This is a genomic window from Streptomyces sp. M2CJ-2 (assembly GCF_016757295.1).
Classification (GTDB): Bacteria; Actinomycetota; Actinomycetes; order Streptomycetales; family Streptomycetaceae; genus Streptomyces.
Genome location: NZ_JAESIF010000064.1, coordinates 14,711 through 34,950 on the forward strand (window position 1 = coordinate 14,711; position 20,240 = coordinate 34,950).

20 protein-coding genes are annotated in these 20,240 nt (G+C 72.1%); 16 read left to right on the forward strand and 4 right to left on the reverse strand.

The window, feature by feature from the left end; all coding sequences use genetic code 11:
* Positions 1-37 precede the first annotated feature (37 nt).
* Together JL475_RS41330 and JL475_RS31185 are read right to left on the reverse strand one after the other, a co-directional pair.
* Positions 38-169: an LPFR motif small protein gene (locus tag JL475_RS41330; protein WP_307825204.1), complete on the reverse strand. Its 132-nt coding sequence runs from the start codon at positions 167-169 to the stop codon at positions 38-40.
* Between the two features lie 106 nt (positions 170-275).
* Entirely contained in the window at positions 276-1,052 is a 777-nt protein-coding gene (locus tag JL475_RS31185; protein WP_202281365.1) for an enoyl-CoA hydratase/isomerase family protein, read from the reverse strand.
* 279 nt (positions 1,053-1,331) lie between these two features.
* Here JL475_RS31185 and JL475_RS31190 point away from each other — a divergent pair, with 279 nt between their 5' ends.
* Positions 1,332-1,835: an ATP-binding protein gene (locus tag JL475_RS31190; RefSeq protein ID WP_202281379.1), complete on the forward strand. Its 504-nt coding sequence runs from the start codon at positions 1,332-1,334 to the stop codon at positions 1,833-1,835.
* Between the two features lie 6 nt (positions 1,836-1,841).
* Here JL475_RS31190 and idi read toward each other — a convergent pair whose 3' ends face one another.
* Positions 1,842-2,435, reverse strand: a complete 594-nt coding sequence (gene idi / locus JL475_RS31195) for an isopentenyl-diphosphate Delta-isomerase (protein ID WP_202281366.1) — start codon at positions 2,433-2,435, stop codon at positions 1,842-1,844.
* 284 nt (positions 2,436-2,719) lie between these two features.
* Positions 2,720-3,658, reverse strand: a complete 939-nt coding sequence (locus JL475_RS31200; RefSeq protein ID WP_202281367.1) for a cation diffusion facilitator family transporter — start codon at positions 3,656-3,658, stop codon at positions 2,720-2,722.
* Between the two features lie 512 nt (positions 3,659-4,170).
* Here JL475_RS31200 and JL475_RS31205 point away from each other — a divergent pair.
* From JL475_RS31205 to hpnH, 15 genes are all read left to right on the forward strand, one after another.
* On the forward strand, positions 4,171-6,024 hold the full coding sequence (locus JL475_RS31205) for a DUF5941 domain-containing protein (protein WP_202281368.1): 1,854 nt from the start codon (positions 4,171-4,173) through the stop codon (positions 6,022-6,024).
* Positions 6,021-6,773, forward strand: a complete 753-nt coding sequence (locus tag JL475_RS31210; protein ID WP_202281369.1) for a sugar phosphate nucleotidyltransferase — start codon at positions 6,021-6,023, stop codon at positions 6,771-6,773. The genes JL475_RS31205 and JL475_RS31210 overlap by 4 nt, the downstream gene beginning before the upstream one ends.
* A complete protein-coding gene (locus JL475_RS31215) occupies positions 6,761-7,822 on the forward strand; it encodes an iron-containing alcohol dehydrogenase family protein (RefSeq protein ID WP_202281370.1) in 1,062 nt (353 codons plus the stop codon). The genes JL475_RS31210 and JL475_RS31215 overlap by 13 nt, the downstream gene beginning before the upstream one ends.
* A complete protein-coding gene (locus JL475_RS31220) occupies positions 7,800-8,579 on the forward strand; it encodes a CDP-alcohol phosphatidyltransferase family protein (RefSeq protein ID WP_202281371.1) in 780 nt (259 codons plus the stop codon). Before JL475_RS31215 ends, JL475_RS31220 begins: the two co-directional genes overlap by 23 nt.
* Positions 8,580-8,584: 5 nt before the next feature.
* Positions 8,585-9,469: a glycosyltransferase family 2 protein gene (locus tag JL475_RS31225; protein ID WP_368860246.1), complete on the forward strand. Its 885-nt coding sequence runs from the start codon at positions 8,585-8,587 to the stop codon at positions 9,467-9,469.
* A gap of 106 nt (positions 9,470-9,575) precedes the next feature.
* Positions 9,576-10,511: an ABC transporter permease gene (locus JL475_RS31230; RefSeq protein ID WP_202281372.1), complete on the forward strand. Its 936-nt coding sequence runs from the start codon at positions 9,576-9,578 to the stop codon at positions 10,509-10,511.
* Positions 10,504-11,292 carry an ABC transporter ATP-binding protein gene (locus JL475_RS31235; protein WP_202281373.1) on the forward strand — a complete coding sequence of 263 codons (789 nt, stop codon included), beginning with the start codon at positions 10,504-10,506 and terminating at the stop codon, positions 11,290-11,292. The genes JL475_RS31230 and JL475_RS31235 overlap by 8 nt, the downstream gene beginning before the upstream one ends.
* Before the next feature lie 344 nt (positions 11,293-11,636).
* Positions 11,637-12,539: a squalene synthase HpnC gene (hpnC, locus tag JL475_RS31240; protein ID WP_202281374.1), complete on the forward strand. Its 903-nt coding sequence runs from the start codon at positions 11,637-11,639 to the stop codon at positions 12,537-12,539.
* The gene (hpnD, locus tag JL475_RS31245; RefSeq protein ID WP_202281375.1) at positions 12,536-13,486 is read left to right on the forward strand and encodes a presqualene diphosphate synthase HpnD; all 951 of its coding nucleotides are present in this window, start codon (positions 12,536-12,538) and stop codon (positions 13,484-13,486) included. The genes hpnC and hpnD overlap by 4 nt, the downstream gene beginning before the upstream one ends.
* Entirely contained in the window at positions 13,486-13,626 is a 141-nt protein-coding gene (locus JL475_RS41775; protein WP_368860245.1) for a DUF6380 family protein, read from the forward strand. Before hpnD ends, JL475_RS41775 begins: the two co-directional genes overlap by 1 nt.
* Complete coding sequence (gene hpnE, locus JL475_RS31250) at positions 13,623-15,092, forward strand: hydroxysqualene dehydroxylase HpnE (RefSeq protein ID WP_202281376.1); 1,470 nt, start codon at positions 13,623-13,625, stop codon at positions 15,090-15,092. Before JL475_RS41775 ends, hpnE begins: the two co-directional genes overlap by 4 nt.
* A gap of 71 nt (positions 15,093-15,163) precedes the next feature.
* Entirely contained in the window at positions 15,164-16,228 is a 1,065-nt protein-coding gene (locus JL475_RS31255; RefSeq protein ID WP_202281381.1) for a polyprenyl synthetase family protein, read from the forward strand.
* A 119-nt stretch (positions 16,229-16,347) separates the two neighbouring features.
* The gene (gene shc / locus JL475_RS31260; protein WP_237408786.1) at positions 16,348-18,462 is read left to right on the forward strand and encodes a squalene--hopene cyclase; all 2,115 of its coding nucleotides are present in this window, start codon (positions 16,348-16,350) and stop codon (positions 18,460-18,462) included.
* On the forward strand, positions 18,462-19,103 hold the full coding sequence (locus JL475_RS31265) for a 1-hydroxy-2-methyl-2-butenyl 4-diphosphate reductase (RefSeq protein WP_202281377.1): 642 nt from the start codon (positions 18,462-18,464) through the stop codon (positions 19,101-19,103). Before shc ends, JL475_RS31265 begins: the two co-directional genes overlap by 1 nt.
* A 5-nt stretch (positions 19,104-19,108) precedes the next feature.
* Entirely contained in the window at positions 19,109-20,149 is a 1,041-nt protein-coding gene (hpnH, locus tag JL475_RS31270) for an adenosyl-hopene transferase HpnH (RefSeq protein ID WP_202281378.1), read from the forward strand.
* Positions 20,150-20,240: the final 91 nt, after the last annotated feature.

Consider the following 20,240-nt stretch of genomic DNA (forward strand, 5'->3'; position numbering starts at 1 on the left):
CAGGGCGGTGTCTCGTCGGGCCGTGGCGCGCGCCGGGTCAGGCGCGCCGGCCGCGGCCGGCGGACGAGGCACCGCCGAAGAGACGGGCCAGAGCCCGGAACGGCAGCGTCACGACGGTGGCGACGGCACCGCCGATCTGGCGCAGGACATCCGCGAGTGCACGGAACACGTGTTTCCCCTTTCATCCCCCGACCGTCTTCGGCCGGGACGGACCATGTGGACCTCCGTGTACCTCGTCGACGCCTCGACATGCGCGCCGTATGCGCGCCGTGCCGCTACGACCGCCCCGGGGCAGCCTGTCGTCGGTCCGAAAGGCTCCATGTGAACCGGGGCGGTCTGCGTTCCAGGAACGCGGCGACCCCCTCCGCGGTGTCGCCGTTCCCGTGCGCCCGCTCGCCCCAGTGGTCGTCCCGGTCGGTGCGCCCGTTCGCGAACTCCTTCGCCGCGGCCTGCGTCAACTGCGAACGGGATGCCAGGATCCGGGTGAACTCCGCGACCCGGTGGTCCAGTTCGCCCTCGGGGAGCACCTCGTCGACCAGTCCCGTGCGCAGGGCCCGCCCGGTGTCGATCAATTCACCCGAGAACAGCAGGTACTTGGCGGCGGACGGACCCACCAGCGACACCAGCCGCCGGGTGGAGGACGCCGGGTAGACGATGCCGAGCCTGGCCGGTGTCACCCCGAACACCGCTCCCTCCTGGGCGAACCGCAGATCGCAGGCCGCCGCCAACTGCGCCCCGCCGCCGACGCAGTGGCCCCGGATCGCCGCCAGCGTCGGCTTGGGGAAGGCGGCGAGTGCCTCCTCGGCCGCCACGGCGAGCCGCTGCGCCTCCCGTGGCGACCCCCGGAGCGTGGAGATGTCCGCCCCGGCGCAGAACGTCCCGCCCTCGCCGGTGAGCACCAGTGCCCGTACCCCGGGGTCGTCCGCCAGCGTGTCGAGCAGCGGCGGCAGCGCGCGCCACATCGCGGTCGTCATGGCGTTGCGCTTCGCCGGATGGTCGATGACGACCGTGGCGACCGCTTCGGTGACGCTGTGCAGCAGCTGGGGCTCCATGGAGCCGGATGCTATCCGTCCCGTTCGGGACACCGACCGGCAGGAGCGCACACGACGGGAGAGAGCGGGAAAGAGGGGGAGAGCAAACCCATACAACCTGAATAGTTCGTCGACATGGCACCAGGCAGGCAGAAACGATCCCGCGATGGACGGCGGCAAACGTCGACGGTCAGAAACGTTCGATACCCGCTGACTTCTGTTCAGAGCTTCGGGGAGGCGCGGATCGTTACCAACACTCGACATGTGGTGACAACCGAGTGCGAGGGTGGCGACCTGACGATGGACGACCAGGGAGGCGGCCCCGGCCCGTGCCCGGAGGGCGGGGAGAGATCCGTCGAGGCGGGCACCGCGGCACCGCTTCCGTACGAGGGTGTCTGGCGCTTCACCGCGCCCGCCGTCGACGCCTCGGTCCCGCGGGCGCGCCACGCCGTACGGGACCTGCTGCTGCGCCAGGGGGTGCCGGTCGCCGACGACGTGGTCCAGGGACTGCTGCTGATCGTCTCGGAACTGGTCACCAACGCCGTACGGCACGCGGCGCTGCTCTCCCCGACGCTCGCCGTCGAGGTCGCCGTCGGTGCCGAGTGGGTCCGGGTGTCCGTGGAGGACAACCATCCCTACCGCCCGACCGCCCTGGAGACCGACCACGGCCGCACCGGCGGCCGTGGACTGCTCCTGGTGCGCGAGATCACCCACGAGGCGGGAGGTCTGTGCGACGTCGAGCACACCGCGAGCGGCGGCAAGGTGGTCTGGGCCGCCCTGCCGCTCAAACCCGTGCTGCTCTGAAACCGTTCACCAGCCCGCCGACGACCCCGTCAGCTCCCGGATCGCCGGGCGGGCGGCGTCCAGGACGGTCATGAACCACACCGAGAAGGTGTCCTCGGCGTGCCGCCGGGCCAGCTCGTCCGGGGTCACGAACGCCGTCGACGCCACCTCCTCCGGGTCCGCCCGCAGCGGTGCCTGCACCATGCCGACGAACAGATGGTTGTACTCCTGCTCCACCAGGCCCGAGGCCGGGTCCGGGTGGTTGTAGCGGACCGTTCCGGCCTCGGCGAGCAGGGACGGGGACAGGCCCAGCTCCTCGAAGGTCCGCCGGGCCGCCGCCGCGAACGGCGCCTCACCGGGATAGGGGTGGCCGCAGCAGGTGTTGGACCACACACCGGGGGAGTGGTACTTGCCCAGCGCCCGCTGCTGGATCAGCAGCCGCCCGCGCTCGTCGAACAGGAACACCGAGAACGCCCGGTGCAACCGTCCCGGGGGCTGATGGGCCGCCAGCTTCTCCGAGGTGCCGATCGTCACGCCGTCGTCGTCGACCAGCTCCAGCAAGATCGCCTCGGCGGTACCGCTCGACGGACTGTGCGTCGCGGTGGCAGGTGTGATCGGCATACCCATCCTTCACTCGGTCTTCGCTCCCCAGTCTGCCGCACGAATCCGGCACTCCCGGCACTCCCCGGCCCGCCCGCATGTCCCGCGGACGGCGCGACCGGCCGGTGGCGCCGTCCGGACGCCGGAAGGGGGCTCGGTAAGCGATCGTGCCCGGGCCGGTCGCCGGAGAACCGTCCGGAGCGGCGCGGCATGAGGGGAAAGGCGCCGGAACGGGGGGCGAAAGGATGCGTTCCGCCGGCGCGCGGTCCCTGGCCCCACGCCCCGGGCACGCCGTCGGCGCCGCCTCAGTGGCAGAGCCGTGCCTCGTGCTCCGCGTGGCCGCGTGGCTCCAGCTGGAAGGTGCAGTGCTCCACGTCGAAGTGGTCGCCCAGACAGCTCTGGAGCTCGTGCAGCATCTTCTCGTGCCCGAGGGCGTCGAGGACCTCGGTGCTGACGACCACGTGGGCGGAGAGCACCGGCATGCCCGAGGTGATCGTCCAGGCGTGCAGGTCGTGGACGTCCTCGACACCGTCCGTGGCCAGGATGTGCGCGCGGACCTGGGCCATGTCCACGCCCTTGGGCGCCGCCTCCAGCAGGACGTCCAGTGTCTCGCGCAGCAGCTTGAAGCTGCGGGGCACGATCATCAAGGCGATCACGAGGGAGGCGATCGGGTCGGCGGCCGTCCAGCCGGTGGCCATGACGACCAGAGCGGAGACGATCACCGCGAGCGAGCCGAGCGCGTCGGCGGCCACCTCCAGGAACGCCCCCCGCACGTTCAGGCTCTCCTTCTGCCCGCGCATCAGCAGCGCCAGCGACACCATGTTGGCGACGAGGCCGATCGCGCCGAACACCAGGGTCAGCCCGCCCTCGGTATCGGCCGGCGAGACGAACCGCTGGACCGCCTCGAACAGCACATAGCCGCCCACCCCGAGCAGCAGCAGACAGTTCGCCAGGGCGGCGAGGATCTCCGCACGGGCGTATCCGAAGGTGCGGCGCTCGCTCGGCGGGCGGTTCGCGAAATGGATCGCCAGCAGGGCCATGCCGAGCCCCAGGGCGTCGGTCGCCATGTGAGCGGCGTCGGCGACGAGGGCCAGCGAGCCGGACAGCACACCGCCGACGATCTCGACGACCATGACGCCGAGCGTGATCGTCAGCGCCACCCGCAGCCTGCCGCGGTACGCCGCACTGGCCGTACCGCCGGCGGGCGCTCCGTGCGCGTGCCCGTGATCGTGTCCAGCCCCCATGGAGACCATCCCTTCGTCGCTCGTCCCGATCACAGTGAACTACGGGCGGGGGGTATGGGGCAACGCGGCACTGAACACCGTTGTCATGTGCCCTGACCTGCGGAAACCGATCGCAGGTCAGGGGCGGTCGGGCATGCTCCGAACCTCGTGGCGCGGTCGTCCTCCGTGATGAGGTCCACACCGGGATCGCCGTACACGGGCGCCGCCGGAGAATCGGACGAAGCCGCTCCGGGCCGCGCCCGGCGGCCCGCTCCCGACCCGTAACGCCCCGTATTCGGCTCAATGCCCCTTCTGGGCGCGTGGTTTGTGACTCGACCCCGCCATCCCCGATGATGATCGCGGCAGGGACGCGAGTGGAACCACATCGATCCAACCGTCGAACATGCGGTGAACATGGGTTCGGGGAGATCCGATAGCCTCAGCCGACATGCCGCCCGGAGGTACGTAGCGGGCGCCCTCACCATGTACACGACCGGCGTGGATGCGCCGACACTCCAGGGAGTGAGATTCGGTTGTCGACCGCCATCCTCACCGGACAGCCGGTCCCCGGTTCGTCGCTCGAGACCGACCTGCGCTCCCTCGGCTTCGACGTGCGGATCGCGGCCGACACCGCCGAGGCCGAGACCCTGCTCGCCGAGGTGCCCGCAGACCGACGGGTCGCCGTCGTCGACGCCCGGTTCGTGGGCCACGAGCACGCGCTGCGCCTCGGCCTCACCGACCCGCGCTTCCCGCTCGCCGCGATCCCCGGCGCCGTCGCCGCGCAGCCGGCCGGCCGCCGGGCCCTGACCCGCGCGATGGCCCGCGAGAGCTCCGCCGCCGGCGAGAGCCCGGTCGGCGCCACCCCCACCGGCAGCCTCGCCGACCGTGTCGTCGCCGCCCTCGAAGCCGACTGTGCCGACAGTGCCGATGGTGCCGACGGCATCGACGTGTACCGCCCCGACCTGGGCAGCCTCGTCGCCACCGTCCCCGACGACCCGCAGACCCGCAACGAGGCCAGGCAGGCCGTCGCCGCGGTCGACGACGAGGCCGTCCGTCTGAAGTCGGCGGTCAAGGCCCGCGACGGCTTCTTCACCACCTACTGCGTCAGCCCGTACTCCCGTCACCTCGCCCGCTGGTGCGCCCGCCGCGGGCTGACCCCCAACCAGGTCACCACCGCCTCGCTGCTCACCGCGCTCATAGCGGCGGGCTGCGCCGCCACCGGAACCCGCGGCGGCTTCGTCGCCGCCGGCGTCCTGCTGCTGGCCTCCTTCGTCCTGGACTGCACCGACGGCCAGCTCGCCCGCTACTCCCTGCAGTACTCCACCCTCGGCGCCTGGCTCGACGCCACCTTCGACCGTGCCAAGGAGTACGCCTACTACGCGGGCCTGGCCCTCGGCGCGGCCCGCGGCGGCGACGACGTATGGGCCCTCGCCCTCGGCGCGATGGTCCTGCAGAGCTGCCGGCACGTGGTGGACTTCTCCTTCAACGAGGCGAACACGGGGGACCCCGCCAACACCAGCCCCACCGCCGCCCTCTCCAACCGCCTCGACAGCGTCGGCTGGACGGTCTGGGTCCGCCGCATGATCGTCCTGCCGATCGGCGAGCGCTGGGCGATGCTCGCCGTCCTCACCGCCCTCACGACCCCCCGCATCACCTTCTACGCCCTGCTGATCGGCTGCGCCTTCGCGGCGACGTACACCACCGCGGGCCGCGTCCTGCGCTCGCTGACCCGCAAGGGCCGCCGCGCCGACCGCGCGACGCGGGCCCTCGCCGACCTCGCCGACACCGGGCCGCTCGCCGAGCGCCTGGCGGCCGTGCTGAGGAACACCGCACGGGGCCTGCCCGGCTTCACCGCGCCCGCCGTCGCCCTGCTCGGCGGCGCCGCCGTCGTCACCACGGCCGCGCTGACCGGCTTCGGCGGACCGTGGACCGTCCTCGCGGCCCTGCTCTACGTCCCGGCCTCCGCCCTGGCCGTCGCCCGCCCCCTGGGCGGTGCCCTCGACTGGCTGGTGCCCCCCTTCTTCCGTGCCGCCGAGTACGGCACGGTCCTGGCACTCGCGGCCAACGCGGATGTGAACGGAGCGCTACCCGCGGCTTACGGACTGGTGGCCGCGGTCGCCTACCATCACTACGACACGGTCTACCGCATCCGCGGCAACGCGGGCGCGCCCCCGCCCTGGCTGGTGCGGGCGATCGGCGGGCACGAGGGCCGCACACTGGCGGTCGCCGTACTGGCGGCCCTGCTCACCGCCTCACAGTTCACGGTCGCACTCACGGCGCTCGCCGTGGCTGTGGCTCTGCTGGTGCTCGTCGAGAGCATCCGCTTCTGGGTGGCCGCCCACCGGGGTGGCGCGCCCGCCGTACACGATGAAGGAGAACCCGCATGATCGGCCTCGTGCTGGCGGCAGGCGCCGGACGGCGTCTGCGTCCCTACACCGACACTCTGCCCAAGGCGCTGGTGCCGGTGGGGCCCGAGGGCATAGAGGGCGAACCCACGGTCCTCGACCTGACCCTCGGCAACTTCGCCGAGATCGGCCTCACCGAGGTGGCCGTCATCGTCGGTTACCGCAAGGAGGCCGTGTACGAGCGCAAGGCGGCCCTGGAGCGGAAGTACGGGCTCAAGCTCACCCTCATCGACAACGACAAGGCCGAGGAGTGGAACAACGCCTACTCCCTGTGGTGCGGCCGTGACGCCCTCAAGGACGGAGTGATCCTCGCCAACGGCGACACCGTGCACCCGGTCTCCGTCGAGAAGACGCTGCTCGCCGCCCGCGGCGACGGCAAGAAGATCATCCTCGCCCTCGACACCGTGAAGTCGCTGGCCGACGAGGAGATGAAGGTCGTCGCCGACCCTGACAAGGGCATGACGAAGATCACCAAGCTGATGGATCCCGCCGAGGCGACCGGCGAGTACATCGGCGTCACCCTCATCGAGGGGGACGCCGCCCCCGAGCTCGCCGACGCGCTGAGGACCGTCTGGGAGGCCGACCCGCAGCAGTTCTACGAGCACGGCTACCAGGAGCTCGTGAACCGCGGCTTCCGGATCGACGTGGCGCCGATAGGCGACGTCGACTGGGTGGAGATCGACAACCACGACGACCTCGCCCGCGGCCGGGAGATCACATGCCAGTACTGACCCGGCTGATCCCCTCCCCGCTCGTCGTCGACATCCGCCCCGGAGCCCTCGACAGCCTGGGTGGTGTCCTCGCCGACGAGCGCATCTCGCAGTCCGGACGCCTCGCCGTCGCCGTCAGCGGCGGCTCCGGCGCCGGGCTGCGCGAGCGGCTCTCCCCGTCGCTGCCCGGCGCCACCTGGTACGAGGTCGGCGGCGGCACCCTCGACGACGCGGTCCGGCTGGCCGGTGCCATGAAGGCCGGCCACTACGACGCGGTCGTCGGACTCGGCGGCGGCAAGATCATCGACTGTGCCAAGTTCGCCGCGGCACGCGTCGGCCTCCCCCTGGTCGCCGTACCGACGAACCTCGCGCACGACGGTCTCTGCTCGCCCGTCGCCACCCTCGACAACGACGCGGGACGCGGCTCCTACGGGGTGCCCAACCCGATCGCCGTCGTCATCGACCTGGACATCATCCGGGACGCCCCGGTGCGCTACGTACGCGCCGGGATCGGTGACGCCGTCTCCAACGTCTCCGCCGTCGCGGACTGGGAGCTGGCGGGTCAGGTCAAGGGCGAGCGGATCGACGGACTCGCCGCGGCCATGGCCCGGCAGGCCGGCGAGTCCGTGCTGCGCCACCCCGGAGGCATCGGCGACAACGACTTCCTCCAGGTGCTCGCCGAGGCGCTGGTCCTCAGCGGCATCGCCATGTCGGTGTCCGGTGACTCGCGGCCGTCCTCCGGGGCCTGCCACGAGATCAACCACGCCTTCGACCTGCTCTTCCCCACGCGGGCCGCCGCCCACGGGGAGCAGTGCGGACTGGGCGCGGCCTTCGCGATGTACCTGCGCGGCGCGCACGAGGAGTCGGTGTACATGGCCGAGGTGCTGCGCCGGCACGGGCTGCCGGTGCTGCCCCAGGAGATCGGCTTCACGACGGAGGAGTTCATCCGGGCCGTCGAGTTCGCCCCGGAGACCCGGCCCGGCCGCTACACGATCCTCGAGCATCTCGACCTGAAGACCGAACAGATCAAGGACGTCTACGCCGACTATGTCAAGGCCATCGGTAGCTGAACTCCGCCCGGTCGTCCACCCCGCGGGGGTGAAGGACCGGCGCAGCGGTGAGCACTGGATGGGACGCCTCTACATGCGTGAGGTGTCCCTGCGGGTGGACCGCTACCTGGTGAACACCAGGGTCACGCCCAACCAGCTCACGTACCTGATGACCGTCTTCGGCGTCCTCGCGGCCCCGGCCCTGCTGGTGCCGGGGATCGCGGGGGCCGTCCTCGGCGTGGTCATGGTCCAGCTGTACCTGCTGCTGGACTGCGTCGACGGCGAGGTCGCCCGCTGGAAGCAGCAGTTCTCGCTCAGTGGGGTCTACCTGGACCGGGTCGGCGCCTACCTGTGCGACGCCGCCGTCCTGGTCGGACTGGGCCTGCGGGCGGCCGACCTGTGGGGCACCGGGCGCATCGACTGGCTCTGGGCCTTCCTCGGCACTCTGGCCGCCCTCGGCGCGATCCTGGTCAAGGCCGAGACCGACCTGGTCGGCGTGGCCCGCCACCAGGGCGGGCTGCCGCCGGTCAAGGAGGCCGCCTCCGAGCCGCGCTCCTCCGGCATGGCACTGGCCCGCCGGGCCGCCGGGGCTCTGAAGTTCCACCGGCTGATCCTCGGCATCGAGGCGTCCCTGCTGATCCTGGTCCTCGCGATCGCGGACGCGGTCCGGGGCGACCTGTTCTTCACCCGGCTCGGCACCGCCGTCCTGGCCGGGATCGCCCTGCTGCAGACCGTTCTGCACCTGGTGTCCGTCCTCGCCTCCAGCAGGCTGAGGTGACCGCTGTGGGCTCCTCCCTCACGGTCGGCGCGGTGATCATCACCATGGGCAACCGCCCCGACGAACTGCGTGCCCTGCTCGACTCCGTCGCCAAGCAGGAGGGCGGCCCGGTCCAGGTGGTCGTGGTGGGGAACGGCTCGCCCGTCCCCGACGTACCCGAGGGCGTGCGCACCGTCGAGCTGCCGGAGAACCTCGGCATCCCCGGCGGCCGCAACGTCGGCATCGAGGCCTTCGGACCGAACGGCCGGGACGTCGACATCCTGCTGTTCCTCGACGACGACGGCCTCCTGGCGAGCCACGACACCGCCGAGCTGTGCCGGGAGGCGTTCACGGCCGACCCGGGGCTCGGCATCATCAGCTTCCGCATCGCCGACCCGGACACCGGGGCCACCCAGCGCCGCCACGTGCCCCGGCTGCGCGCCGCCGACCCGATGCGCTCCTCCCGGGTGACGACCTTCCTCGGCGGTGCCAACGCCGTACGCACCCGGGTCTTCGCCGACGTCGGCGGGCTGCCCGACGCGTTCTTCTACGCCCACGAGGAGACCGACCTGGCCTGGCGGGCCCTCGACGCCGGCTGGATGATCGACTACCGGTCCGACATGGTGCTGTACCACCCGACCACCGCCCCCTCGCGGCACGCGGTCTACCACCGCATGGTCGCCCGCAACCGGGTCTGGCTGGCCCGCCGGAACCTTCCCGTGCCCCTGGTCCCCGTGTATCTGGGCGTCTGGATGCTGCTCACGCTGGTGCGCAGGCCCTCGCGCCCGGCCCTGAAGGCCTGGTTCGGCGGCTTCCGGGAGGGCTGGACCACCCCCTGCGGACCCCGCCGGCCCATGAAGTGGCGTACGGTGTGGCGGCTGACCCGGCTGGGCCGGCCCCCCGTCATCTGACAAGCTCGTATGCGAACCAGCCGGGAACCACGGGGCCACACCCGGGCCCCCGGCACGTGCCAGGCCCGCGGGGGCCGCGCATCTCGAAGAGGGAAAGCTTCCACCAGTGAGTGAGACAACGCACGACGGCACGGTCGCGGTCAGCGCGTCCGTGCCGCCCGACGAGGGCCTCACGGCGGCCGAACTCGCCGCCCGGTACGGACTGACGGTCAGCGGCGCCCGCCCGTCGCTGGCCGAGTACGTCCGCCGGCTGTGGGCGCGCCGGCACTTCATCCTGGCCTTCTCCCGGGCGAAGCTGACCGCGCAGTACAGTCAGGCCAAGCTGGGCCAGCTGTGGCAGGTGGCCACCCCGCTGCTGAACGCGGCGGTGTACTTCTTCGTCTTCGGGCTGCTGCTGGGCGCCCGCCGGGGCATCCCGGGCGACGTCTACGTGCCGTTCCTGGTGACCGGGGTGTTCGTGTTCACCTTCACCCAGAGCTCGGTGCTGGCCGGGGTGCGGGCCATCTCCGGCAACCTGGGGCTGGTGCGGGCGCTGCACTTCCCGCGCGCCGCGCTGCCGGTCTCCTTCGCGCTGCAGCAGCTGCAGCAGCTGCTGTTCTCGCTGGTGGTGCTGGTGGCGGTGGTGCTGGCGTTCGGCAGCCTGCCCGCGCTGTCCTGGCTGCTGGTGGTGCCCGCGTTGGGGCTGCAGTTCGTCTTCAACACCGGGCTGGCGCTGATCTTCGCGCGGCTGGGCAGCCGGACGCCGGACCTGGCCCAGCTGATGCCGTTCGTGCTGCGGACCTGGATGTACGCCTCGGGGGTGATGTTCAGCCTGCCGGTGATGCTGGCGGACAAGGACGTGCCGGGCTGGCTGACCGACGTGCTGCAGTGGAACCCGGCCGCGGTCTACATGGATCTGGTGCGCTTCGCGCTGATCGACGGTTACGGCTCGTCGTATCTGCCGCCGCATGTGTGGGCGGTGGCGGGGGGCTGGGCGCTGCTGGCCGGGGTGATCGGTTTCGTCTACTTCTGGAAGGCCGAGGAGACCTACGGTCGTGGCTGACGCGAACACGGACCCGCGCGTGCCCACCGTCATCGCGGACGACCTGCACATCGTCTACCGCGTCAACGGGGCCAGGGGCGGCAAAGGCAGCGCCACGGCGGCGCTGAGCCGCATGATCCGGCGGGGCAAGGACGACGCGGCGCGGGGCGTGCGCACGGTGCACGCCGTGCGCGGGGTCTCCTTCGTCGCCTACCGGGGCGAGGCCATCGGCCTGATCGGCTCCAACGGCTCGGGCAAGTCGACCCTGCTGCGGGCCGTCGCCGGACTGCTGCCCGCCGAGAAGGGCAAGGTCTACACCGGCGGCCAGCCCTCCCTGCTCGGCGTCAACGCGGCCCTGATGAACGATCTGACGGGCGAGCGGAACGTCATACTGGGCGGGCTCGCCATGGGCATGTCCCGCGAGCAGATCCGGGAGCGCTACCAGGAGATCGTCGACTTCTCCGGCATCAACGAGAAGGGCGACTTCATCACCCTGCCGATGCGCACCTACTCCTCCGGCATGGCCGCCCGGCTGCGCTTCTCCATCGCCGCCGCCAAGGACCACGACGTCCTGATGATCGACGAGGCGCTGGCCACGGGCGACCGCTCCTTCCAGAAGCGCTCCGAGGCGCGCATCCGGGAGCTGCGCCGGCAGGCCGGCACCGTCTTCCTGGTCAGCCACAACAACAAGTCGATCCGGGACACCTGCGAGCGCGTGCTGTGGCTGGAGCGCGGTGAGCTGCGCCTGGACGGGCCGACGGACGAGGTGCTCAAGGAGTACGAGAAGTTCGCCGGGAAGTAGTCTGGCGCGCCGGGGTCCACCGGGCCCCGGCGTCTGCCGAGGAAGCGTCAACTCCCGCCCCGCGTAGGATTCTTGAAGCAAATCGGTGCGTTGTCGTGATGCACGGGACACCCCGGCGGTCGGTGCCGCGTTGTACAACGTAAGCTGTAGCGGTGCCTAAAGACGGCAATCAGGGCCATAATGCGCGCCACCGCCCGGCGGTCCGTCCTGCCGGAAGCGTGGGCGGCGTGTCCGAAATAGTGTGAATTGGTTCGGCAGTGTAGAACGGGAGATGTGACGGCAATGGTTACGGAGGCTCCCCTGCTGAACGCAGCATGTGCCGTCCCCGCCCAGGGCAGCCCCCGATGACGCGAACCGGCACGCCGCGCGGCGTCGACCCCGAGCGCGCCACCCTCGACAAGGCCGCCGCCGAGAACTTCCCGGTGGCGCCGTTCTTCCTGCCCAGGACCTGGCGTGACGACCTGATGGCGGTCTACGGCTACGCCCGGCTGGTCGACGACATCGGCGACGGCGACCTGGCCCCCGGCGGAGCCGACGCCCGGCTGCTCGGCGTCGGCCCCGGACAGGCCGATGACCGGACGGCGCTGCTGGACGCGGTCGAGGCGGATCTGCACCGGGTGTTCGACGACGTCCCGCGCCATCCGCTGCTGCGCGGGCTCCAGCCGACGGTCCGCCGCCACGCCCTGACCCCCGAACCCTTCCTGGGCCTGATCGCGGCCAACCGCCAGGACCAGGTCGTCAGCCGCTACGAGACCTACGACGACCTGCTCGCCTACTGCGCGCTGTCGGCCAACCCGGTCGGCCGCCTCGTCCTCGCCGTGACCGGCACCGCGAGCCCCGAGCGGATCCGCCGTTCCGACGCCGTCTGCACCGCCCTGCAGATCGTCGAGCACCTCCAGGACGTCGCCGAGGACCTCGGCCGCGACCGCGTCTACCTGCCCGCCGCGGACATGAAGCGCTTCCACGTCCAGGAGGCGGATCTCGCCGCGCCGCACGCCGGAGCGTCGGTGCGCGCGCTGATCGCGTTCCAGGCGCAACGCGCCCGGAACCTCCTGGAGGAGGGCGAGCCTCTCGTGGCCGGCGTCCACGGCAGGCTGAAACTGCTGCTCGCGGGGTTCGTGGCAGGGGGAAGGGCGGCCCTCGGCGCCATCGCCGCCGCCGAATACGACGTACTCACCGGCCCGCCTAAGCCCGGCAAGGTCCGGCTGCTGCGCGAGGTGGGCATGACGCTGCGAGGAGAGGGGTGATCCGGACCGTGGAATCGGAAACGCACGTGTCAGCACCGGTACTCGCCGCATACCGGTACTGCGAGGCCGTCACCGGACAGCAGGCCCGCAACTTCGCCTACGGTATCCGGCTGCTGCCGACGCCCAAGCGGCGCGCGATGTCCGCGCTGTACGCACTCTCCCGGCGCGTCGACGACATCGGCGACGGCCCGCTGGCGGACGACGTCAAGGTCGCCAGGCTCGAGGACACCCGGGCGCTGCTCACCCGGATCCGCGACGGCGCGGTCGACGAGGACGACACCGACCCGGTCGCCGTCGCCCTCGCGCACGCCGCACAGCGGTTCCCGATTCCGCTCGGCGGCCTGGACGAGCTCCTCGACGGCGTCCAGATGGACGTGCGAGGCGAGACCTACGAGACCTGGGACGACCTGAAGGTCTACTGCCGCTGCGTCGCGGGTGCCATCGGGCGCGTCTCCCTCGGCGTCTTCGGTACGGAACCCGGCGCGCGGGGCGTCGAGCGCGCCGCCGAGTACGCCGACACGCTGGGGCTCGCGCTCCAGCTCACCAACATCCTCCGGGACGTCAGGGAGGACGCAGAGGGCGGTCGCACGTACCTGCCCGCCGACGACCTCGCCAAGTTCGGCTGCGCGGCCGGGTTCAACGGGCCGACCCCGCCGCAGGGCTCCGACTTCGCGGGCCTCGTCCACTTCGAAGTGCGCAGGGCCCGCGCCCTGTTCGCCGAGGGCTACCGGCTGCTGCCCATGCTCGACCGGCGCAGCGGCGCCTGTGTCGCCGCCATGGCCGGCATCTACCGCCGCCTCCTCGACCGCATCGAGCGCGAGCCCGAGGCCGTGCTGCGCGGCCGGGTCTCCCTGCCCGGACGGGAGAAGGCCTACGTCGCGGTGCGCGGCCTCTCCGGCCTGGACACCCGCAGCGCGACCCGGCGGACCGTCAGGAGGCGCGCCTGATGGACACACCGCTCCCAGTCGGCACCCCCGCCGGGAAGCGGCGGGCAACCCTCCGCCGCCATGCCGCGTCCCCTACCGAGACGGCCGTCCGCGCACCGTCCGGACCGTACGGCTGCCGGGCAGGAAAGGGCGCACCATGACCCGTGTCGACAGGCCCGAAGCCTCACTCGCCGGCGATCGGGCACCGGCGGGACGGCACGCCGTCGTGATCGGCGGCGGGCTCGCCGGAGTCACCGCCGCACTCGCGCTCGCCGACGCCGGAGTGCGCGTCACCCTGCTCGAGGGCCGCCCGCGGCTCGGCGGGCTCGCCTTCTCCTTCCAGCGCGGCGACCTGACCGTCGACAACGGCCAGCACGTGTACCTGCGCTGCTGCACCGCCTACCGCTGGTTCCTCGACCGGATCGACGGAGCGGCCCTGGCACCGCTGCAGAATCGTCTCGACGTCCCCGTTCTCGACGCCGACCGGCCCGAGGGCCGACGGCTCGGCCGGCTGCGCCGCGACGCGCTGCCCGTACCCCTGCACCTGGGGCGCAGCCTCGCCACGTACCCGCACCTCTCGCTCGCCGAGCGGGCCGGGGCGGTCCGGGCCGCACTCGCGCTCAAGGGGCTCGACCTCGCCGATCCAGCCCTCGACGACCAGGACTTCGGCAGCTGGCTGGCCGCGCACGGCCAGTCGGCGCGCGCCGTCGAGGCGCTGTGGGACCTGGTCGGGGTCGCCACCCTCAACGCGGTCGCGGGCGACTCCTCCCTGGCGCTCGCCGCGATGGTGTTCAAGACCGGACTGCTGTCCGACCCGGGCGCCGCCGACATCGGCTGGGCCCATGTACCGCTGGGCGACCTGCACGACCGGCTGGCCCGCAAGGCGCTCGACTCCGCGGGCGTGCGTACCGAGGTCCGTACCCGCGTCACCTCCGTCTCCCCGCACGGGGACGCGGGGTGGAGCGTCCAGGTTCCCGGCGAGACGCTCGAGGCGGACGCGGTCGTCCTCGCCGTACCGCAGCGCGAGGCGCACGACCTGCTGCCCGCGGGAGCGCTCGACGAGCCGGAGCGGCTGCTCCGCATCGGCACCGCGCCGATCCTCAACGTCCACGTCGTCTACGACCGCAAGGTGCTCACCCGGCCCTTCTTCACGGCTCTCGGCAGCCCCGTGCAGTGGGTCTTCGACCGCACCGAGGCGTCCGGCCTGCGGCAGGGGCAGTACCTGGCCGTGTCGCAGTCGGTCGCGCAGAACGAGATCGACGAGCCCGTGGCCGCGCTGCGCGCACGCTATCTGCCCGAACTGGAACGACTGCTGCCGCGCACCCGAGGCGCCGGCGTACGGGACTTCTTCGTCACCCGGGAGCGCACCGCCACGTTCGTTCCCGCACCCGGCGTCGGACGGCTCAGGCCCGGCGCCCGCACCAAGGCCCCCGGCCTGTATCTGGCCGGAGCGTGGACCGCCACCGGGTGGCCCGCGACCATGGAGGGTGCGGTCCGCAGCGGCGTCGACGCGGCGGACGCCGCGCTGAGCGCCCTGGGCCGGCCCCGCCCCCGCCACCTCTTCGCAGAGGAGGAGGCGGCCGACCGCGGCGTTCCGGGCGCCGCCGTGCGAGGTGGGCTCCGGTGAGGGCCGAGGCACCCGCCGCGGCAGGCCCGCGCACCCCCGGTACCGCAACAAGAGGAGAGACTGTGCCCACTGTGCCCCCGGCCTCGAAGGCCGATGGAAGGACCGCGGCGGACGCGCCCGCGCTCCTGGAGCGCGGCCGGACACTGGCCATGCCGGTACTGCGGGCGGCCATCGACCGCCTGGCGCCTCCCATGGACACCGTCGCCGCCTACCACTTCGGCTGGATCGACGCCGACGGCCGACCCGCCGACGGCGACGGCGGCAAGGCCGTGCGCCCCGCGCTCGCCGTGCTGTCCGCCGAGGTCACCGGTGCCGCCCCCGAGGTCGGCGTCCCCGGTGCGGTCGCCGTCGAACTCGTGCACAACTTCTCCCTGCTGCACGACGACCTGATGGACGGCGACGAACAGCGCAGGCACCGCGACACCGTCTGGAAGGTGCACGGCCCCGCCCAGGCCATCCTGGTCGGCGACGCCCTGTTCGCCCTCGCCTACGACGTGCTGCTGGAACTCGGCACCGCCGAGGCCGCCCGGGCCGCCCGCCGGCTGACCACCGCCAGCCGCTCCCTCATCGACGGCCAGGCGCAGGACATCTCCTACGAGCACCGCGAACGGGTCGGCGTCGAGGAGTGCCTGGAGATGGAGGGCAACAAGACCGGCGCCCTGCTGGCCTGCGCCAGCTCCGTCGGAGCCGTCCTCGGCGGTGCCGACCAGCACACCGCCGACACCCTGGAGACCTACGGCTACCACCTCGGCCTGGCGTTCCAGGCCGTCGACGACCTGCTCGGCATCTGGGGCGACCCGGCTGCCACCGGCAAGCAGACCTGGAGCGACCTGCGGCAGCGCAAGAAGTCCCTCCCGGTCGTGGCGGCGCTCGCCGCGGGCGGCTCCGCCTCCGAACAGCTCGCCCACATCCTCGCCGCCGACGCCGAGAGCAGCGACTTCGCGAACTTCTCCGAGGAGGAGTTCGCGGCCCGCGCGGCCCTCATCGAGCAGGCCGGCGGACGGGAGTGGACCGCCGAGGAAGCACGTCGTCAGCACACCACCGCCATCGAAGCCCTCGACGCCGTCGACATGCCCGACCGAGTACGGGACCAGTTCACGGCGCTCGCGGACTTCGTCGTCGTACGAAAGAGATGATCACCATCGGTCGAATAGCCCTCGCGTAGTCGCCGGCCGGTGCGGCGAGGAGTACGGCACCGGCCGACGGCGGACCCACAGCAGACGCACACCTTGCAGGACTGCACGAAGGGGAAGCCATGACAGCGACGACCGACGGAAGCACCGGGGCGGCCCTGCCGCCCCGAGTGACCGCGGCCAGCGAAAACGACACCGACATCCCCGTGGCGGCCGGGGTACCCGACATCGCCGCCGGCGCCATGCGGCGCGCCACCGAGTTCCTGCTGTCCCGCCAGGACGACCAGGGCTGGTGGAAGGGAGACCTCGAGACCAACGTCACGATGGACGCCGAGGACCTGCTGCTGCGTCAGTTCCTCGGCATCCTCGACGAGAAGACCACCCGTGCCGCCGCCCTGTTCATCCGGGGCGAGCAGCGCGAGGACGGCACCTGGGCCACCTTCCACGAAGGCCCCGGCGACCTCTCCGCCACCATCGAGGCGTACGTCGCCCTCCGGCTGGCCGGTGACCCGCCGGACGCCCCGCACATGGCGCGGGCCTCCGCCTGGGTCCGCGAGCACGGCGGGGTCGCCGCCTCCCGGGTCTTCACCCGGATCTGGCTGGCCCTGTTCGGCTGGTGGAAGTGGGAGGACCTGCCGGAACTCCCGCCCGAGCTGATCTGGTTCCCGTCCTGGGTGCCGCTCAACATCTACGACTTCGGCTGCTGGGCACGGCAGACCATCGTCCCGCTGACGATCGTCTCCGCCAAGCGGCCGGTACGGCCCGCCCCGTTCCCGCTGGACGAACTGCACACCGACCCGGCCCGCCCCAACCCTCCCGTACCGCTCGCTCCGGCGACCAGTTGGGACGGCGTCTTCCAGCGGCTGGACAAGGGCCTGCACGCGTTGCGCAGGGCCGTCCCGCGCGGGCTGCGCAGGGCGGCGACGCACACCGCGGCCCGCTGGATCATCGAGCGGCAGGAGAACGACGGCTGTTGGGGCGGCATCCAGCCGCCCGCTGTGTACTCGGTCATCGCCCTGCACCTGCTCGGCTACGACCTGAACCACCCGGTGATGCGCGCGGGACTCCAGTCCCTGGACCGGTTCGCCGTGTGGCGCGAGGACGGCGCCCGGATGATCGAGGCCTGCCAGTCCCCGGTGTGGGACACCTGTCTCGCCACCATCGCCCTGGCCGACGCCGGTCTGCCCGCCGATCACCCGCAACTGGTCAGGGCCGCCGATTGGATGCTCGGCGAACAGGTCGTCAGACCCGGCGACTGGTCCGTCCGCAGGCCCGGACTGCCGCCCGGCGGCTGGGCGTTCGAGTTCCACAACGACAACTACCCCGACATCGACGACACCGCCGAAGTGGTCCTCGCGCTCCGCCGGGTCAAGCACCACGACCCGGAGCGGGTCGACAACGCCATCGGCCGCGGAGTGCGCTGGAACCTGGGCATGCAGTCCCGCAGCGGTGCCTGGGGCGCGTTCGACGTCGACAACACCAGCCCGTTCCCCAACCGGCTGCCGTTCTGCGACTTCGGCGAGGTCATCGACCCGCCGTCGGCCGATGTCACCGCCCACGTCGTGGAGATGCTCGCCGTCGAGGGACTCGCCCACGACCCGCGCACCCGGCGCGGCATCCGGTGGCTGCTCGCCGAACAGGAGCCGAACGGCTCGTGGTTCGGCCGCTGGGGCGTCAACTACCTCTACGGCACCGGGTCCGTGGTGCCCGCGCTGGTCGCCGCCGGGCTCCCCGGCTCGCACCCGGCGATCCGACGGGCCGTCGCCTGGCTGGAGTCGGTCCAGAACGACGACGGCGGCTGGGGCGAGGACCTGCGCTCCTACCGGCACGCCCGTGAGTGGAGCGGCCGGGGCGCCTCGACCGCGTCGCAGACGGGGTGGGCGCTGATGGCCCTGCTGGCGGCCGGCGAGAAGGAGTCCGGGGCCGTCGAGCGCGGCGTCGAATGGCTGGCCGCCACCCAGCGGGAGGACGGCTCCTGGGACGAGCCCCACTTCACCGGCACCGGTTTCCCCTGGGACTTCTCCATCAACTACCACCTCTACCGGCAGGTCTTCCCGCTCACCGCGCTCGGCCGGTACGTGAACGGGGAACCGTTCGCCGAGAAGCCCGCCGCGGCACAGCCGGGCGCGGGCACGGCGAGCGCGGGCGCACCGGACGCTTCGGGCGTCGGCGCGTCGGAGGCCGGTGCCCCGGGCGCCGGAGCGGAGCAGCGGCTCGCCGAGGCGAAGGGCAGCTGATGAGCGCCCGGCCGGCCCCGGCCCCGCTGCTGATCGCCTGCGCGCTCGGCATCGAGCAGCTCGCCCTGCACAGGCGGGCGTGGGCAGGGGCCGCCGGGCCGGTCGCCGTCCTGCGGACGGGCATGGGGCCGCAAGCGGCCGAGCGCTCGGTCACCCGGATGCTCGCCGAACGGGTGCTGCGCGACGCGGCCGTGCTGGCCACCGGCTTCTGCGCGGGGCTGGCCCCCGGGATGCACCCCGGCGACCTGGTGGTCGCCGAGGAGACCCGGGACCCGCGCGGCAGCGTCCCCTGCGACGGCACCGAGCTGCTGGTGAAGGAACTGGCCCGGTGCGCCCCGGGGCGCACCGTCCACACCGGCCCGCTCACCGGTTCCGAGCACGTCGTCCGCGGGCACGAACGGTCCGAGCTGCTCGCCACCGGCGCGATCGCCGTCGACATGGAGTCCGCGGCCACGCTCCTGAGCGCCGTCCGAGTGGGTGCGCGCCCTGTTGCGGCCGTCCGGGTGGTCGTGGACGCTCCTGAACATGAACTGGTCCGGATCGGCACGGTGCGCGGTGGAATATCGGCTTTCCGCGTCCTCCGTTCCGTTCTTCCCGCGTATCTCGAATGGCACCGTTCCTTGTTGCTCCCCAGGAGGTGAGCCAGATGGCCATGCCACTGCGGCAGTCCATCAAGGTCGCTACGTACTTGGCCGAACAGAAGCTCCGCAGGCGCGAGAAGTTTCCGCTCATCGTCGAGCTGGAACCGCTCTTCGCCTGCAATCTCGCGTGCGAGGGCTGCGGGAAGATCCAGCACCCGGCCGGGGTGCTCAAGCAGCGCATGCCGGTCGCCCAGGCCGTGGGCGCGGTGCTGGAGTCCGGTGCGCCGATGGTGTCGATCGCCGGCGGCGAACCGCTGATGCACCCTCAGATCGACGAGATCGCACGCCAGTTGGTGGCCAGGAGGAAGTACGTCTTCCTGTGCACCAACGCCATGCTGCTGCGCAAGAAGATGGACAAGTTCACACCGTCGCCCTACTTCGCGTTCGCCGTGCACATCGACGGGCTGCGCAAGCGGCACGACGAGTCCGTCGCGAAGGAGGGTGTGTTCGACGAGGCCGTGGCCGCCATCAAGGAGGCCAAGCGGCGCGGCTTCCGGGTCACCACCAACTCCACCTTCTTCAACACCGACACCCCGCAGACCGTCATCGAGGTGCTCGACTACCTCAATGACGACCTCCGCGTCGACGAGATGATGATCTCGCCCGCCTACGCCTACGAGAAGGCCCCCGACCAGGAGCACTTCCTCGGCGTGGAGCAGACCCGCGAGCTGTTCAGGAAGGCCTTCGCGGGCGGCAACCGCCGCCGCTGGCGGCTGAACCACTCCCCGCTGTTCCTGGACTTCCTCGAGGGCAGGGTCGACTTCCCGTGCACCGCGTGGGCGATCCCGAACTACTCGCTCTTCGGCTGGCAGCGCCCCTGCTATCTGATGAGCGACGGCTATGTGCCGACGTACCGGGAGCTGATCGAGGAGACCGACTGGGACAAGTACGGCCGCGGCAAGGACCCGCGCTGCGCCAACTGCATGGCGCACTGCGGATACGAGCCCACCGCCGTCCTCGCCACCATGGGGTCGCTCAAGGAGTCCCTGCGCGCCCTGCGCGACACGGTCTCGGGACCCTCGGGTAACCCGGGAAGCAGGGAGTGAGGCCGTGACCGCTGTATCTCTCGGCATGCCGTCCGTTCCGATCACCCTGGCCCCGCGCCGCACGAGCCGGAAGATCCAGGTCGGGTCGGTG